General features: G+C 73.3%; 3 protein-coding genes and 1 pseudogene. All 4 read right to left on the bottom strand.

From position 1 onward, the window contains the following. Positions 1-205 precede the first annotated feature (205 nt). Positions 206-370, bottom strand: coding sequence for a hypothetical protein (locus ACFT4A_RS42430; protein ID WP_382549298.1), 165 nt, complete (start codon positions 368-370; stop codon positions 206-208). Continuing rightward, the gene (locus tag ACFT4A_RS42425) at positions 367-498 is read right to left on the bottom strand and encodes a hypothetical protein (protein WP_382549296.1); all 132 of its coding nucleotides are present in this window, start codon (positions 496-498) and stop codon (positions 367-369) included. The genes ACFT4A_RS42430 and ACFT4A_RS42425 overlap by 4 nt, the downstream gene beginning before the upstream one ends. Continuing rightward, positions 498-686, bottom strand: coding sequence for a hypothetical protein (locus tag ACFT4A_RS42420; RefSeq protein WP_382549295.1), 189 nt, complete (start codon positions 684-686; stop codon positions 498-500). Before ACFT4A_RS42420 ends, ACFT4A_RS42425 begins: the two co-directional genes overlap by 1 nt. Positions 687-853: 167 nt before the next feature. Then, positions 854-1700 (bottom strand): annotated as a pseudogene (locus ACFT4A_RS42415) (hypothetical protein); the annotation flags it as partial.

Below are 1700 nucleotides of genomic sequence, written 5' to 3'. Positions count from 1 at the left end.
GCTCCAGGGTGGTCGTCACGGGTCTCCTCGGTCGTGTGGGCGAAGGTGCCCCGGGCGGGCGCGAAGGTCCGCCCGGGGCTGGGTGGTCATGGTCCCTGCGGATCCCCGGTTGGCGAAACGAGTTCGATTCCGGGGGTGTCGGGGCGGTGGCCTGCCCGGCCTCTCCCCGGGGGAAGGGCCGGGTGCGCTTCCGCCCGGCTCGGCGTCAGCGGGCGAGGTGCGCGGCGGCCTGGGCCGCGACGGCGGCGGCGTTGCGGGCGGCTTCCGCGAGGGACTCAGCGGCGGCGTTGCTGGCCTGTATGGCTGCCTGGTTGGCCTGGCGGGCGGCCTCCATCGCGGCGGCGGCGGCCTGACGTTCGGCGTCACTCATCGGGCACCCCCGAGGAGGGCGAGGAGCCGGATGGTCCAGGAGCCACAGCGGCGGCAGGTGTACTGGCCCTTGGAGCCGAGGTGCATCCGGCGGCCGTGGCAGACCGGGGCGGTGTGGCGGGCGCTCATCACTTCCACCACTTCCGGGCGCCGGAGGCGTCCTGGTCGGTGGTGCCGGTGCCGGCGGTGGGCTTCTCCGTGGTCTTCTCGGTCCAACCGCCGGTCTGGGCGGAGTAGGTCCGGCCGTGCCGCTGGCGGTCGGCGTCGGTCTGGTTCGCGCCGAGCTCGGCCTGGGAGATCGTTCGACGGAATGCCATGCTGGGGTCTCCATCCTTCGTGGGTGGTGGCCCCCGCCCGGGGATCTGTCCAGGAGCACCGGGTGGGGGCGTTCTACTGATGGGACGTACTGACGGATCTACTGACGACGGCTACTGACGAGACCTCGTCAGTGCGCTGACCTGCACTCGTCTGTAGAAACCGGGGACTACTGACGGCCGTCAGTAGCCGCGTCGGTGGCGGCGTAGCGGGTGTGCGGGGACGCTCCGAGGGCCTGGATCAGGCCCTGCTCGGTCCACGCCTTGAGCCACCCGCCGACCGTGTTCGCGGGGGCGCCGATCGCGTCGGCGACGGCCGCGCGCTTTATCCCCTGGGGTCCGGCCTGCCGGATGAGGTCGAACGCCTGGGCCTTGGGGTCGGGCCCGGCCTGGGTGGTCGGGGCGGGGGCGGCCTCGGTGAGCCAGCGGTCCAGAACCGTCCAGTCGGTGGCCTCGGCCGCAGGGGCCGGCTGCGGGGCGGGCTGCGGGGTCGGCTTCGGCGGCGGGGGCACGGCGCCCTGCACTCGGAGCGCGCGCACCATGTCCTGGACCTCGGCCATGTCGGCGCCGTCGAGCCACAGCGAGCGCAGCGTGGTGAACCCGCCGTCGCGGCGCAGGATGCCGGAGCCGCGCTGGTTCGGGTCGAGGAGGTGGGTGGACCAGCCGCGTCCGGCGGCGCCCTTGCCGAGGATCGTGTTCGAGTCGTCGGCGTCGGTGGTGTACATGCACCAGCGCCAGACGACGTTGCCGGTGATCTTCTTCGGGAGGACGGTCGTGTCGTTGAGCTGGGTGGCCAGGACGAGGATGATCCCGAACGCGAGACCTCGCTGGGCGAGCTCGGCGAGGTCGCGGGTGATCGCGGCGCCGTGCTTGGGGTCGCCGGTGAAGACGGACACCTCGTCCACGACGACGACTTCGAGGGTGAGGCCCTCGGTGCCGACGAGGTCGGGGCGCTCGGCGAGCGACTCGATGCCCAGGGAGGCCAGGCGGCCGGCGCGCGACGCCATCTCGGCGACG

It is taken from the genome of Streptomyces sp. NPDC057099 (assembly GCF_042671245.1).
Lineage (GTDB): Bacteria > Actinomycetota > Actinomycetes > Streptomycetales > Streptomycetaceae > Streptomyces > Streptomyces purpurascens.
The sequence above is the reverse complement of the archived record's forward strand: the minus strand, read 5'-3'. Positions and strand labels throughout refer to the sequence as shown.

Coding starts and splice junctions, on each gene's coding strand:
- ACFT4A_RS42420 (WP_382549295.1), bottom strand. CDS start 686: ATGGCATTCCGTCGAACGATCTCCCAGGCCGAGCTCGGCGCGAACCAG.
- ACFT4A_RS42425 (WP_382549296.1), bottom strand. CDS start 498: ATGAGCGCCCGCCACACCGCCCCGGTCTGCCACGGCCGCCGGATGCAC.
- ACFT4A_RS42430 (WP_382549298.1), bottom strand. CDS start 370: ATGAGTGACGCCGAACGTCAGGCCGCCGCCGCCGCGATGGAGGCCGCC.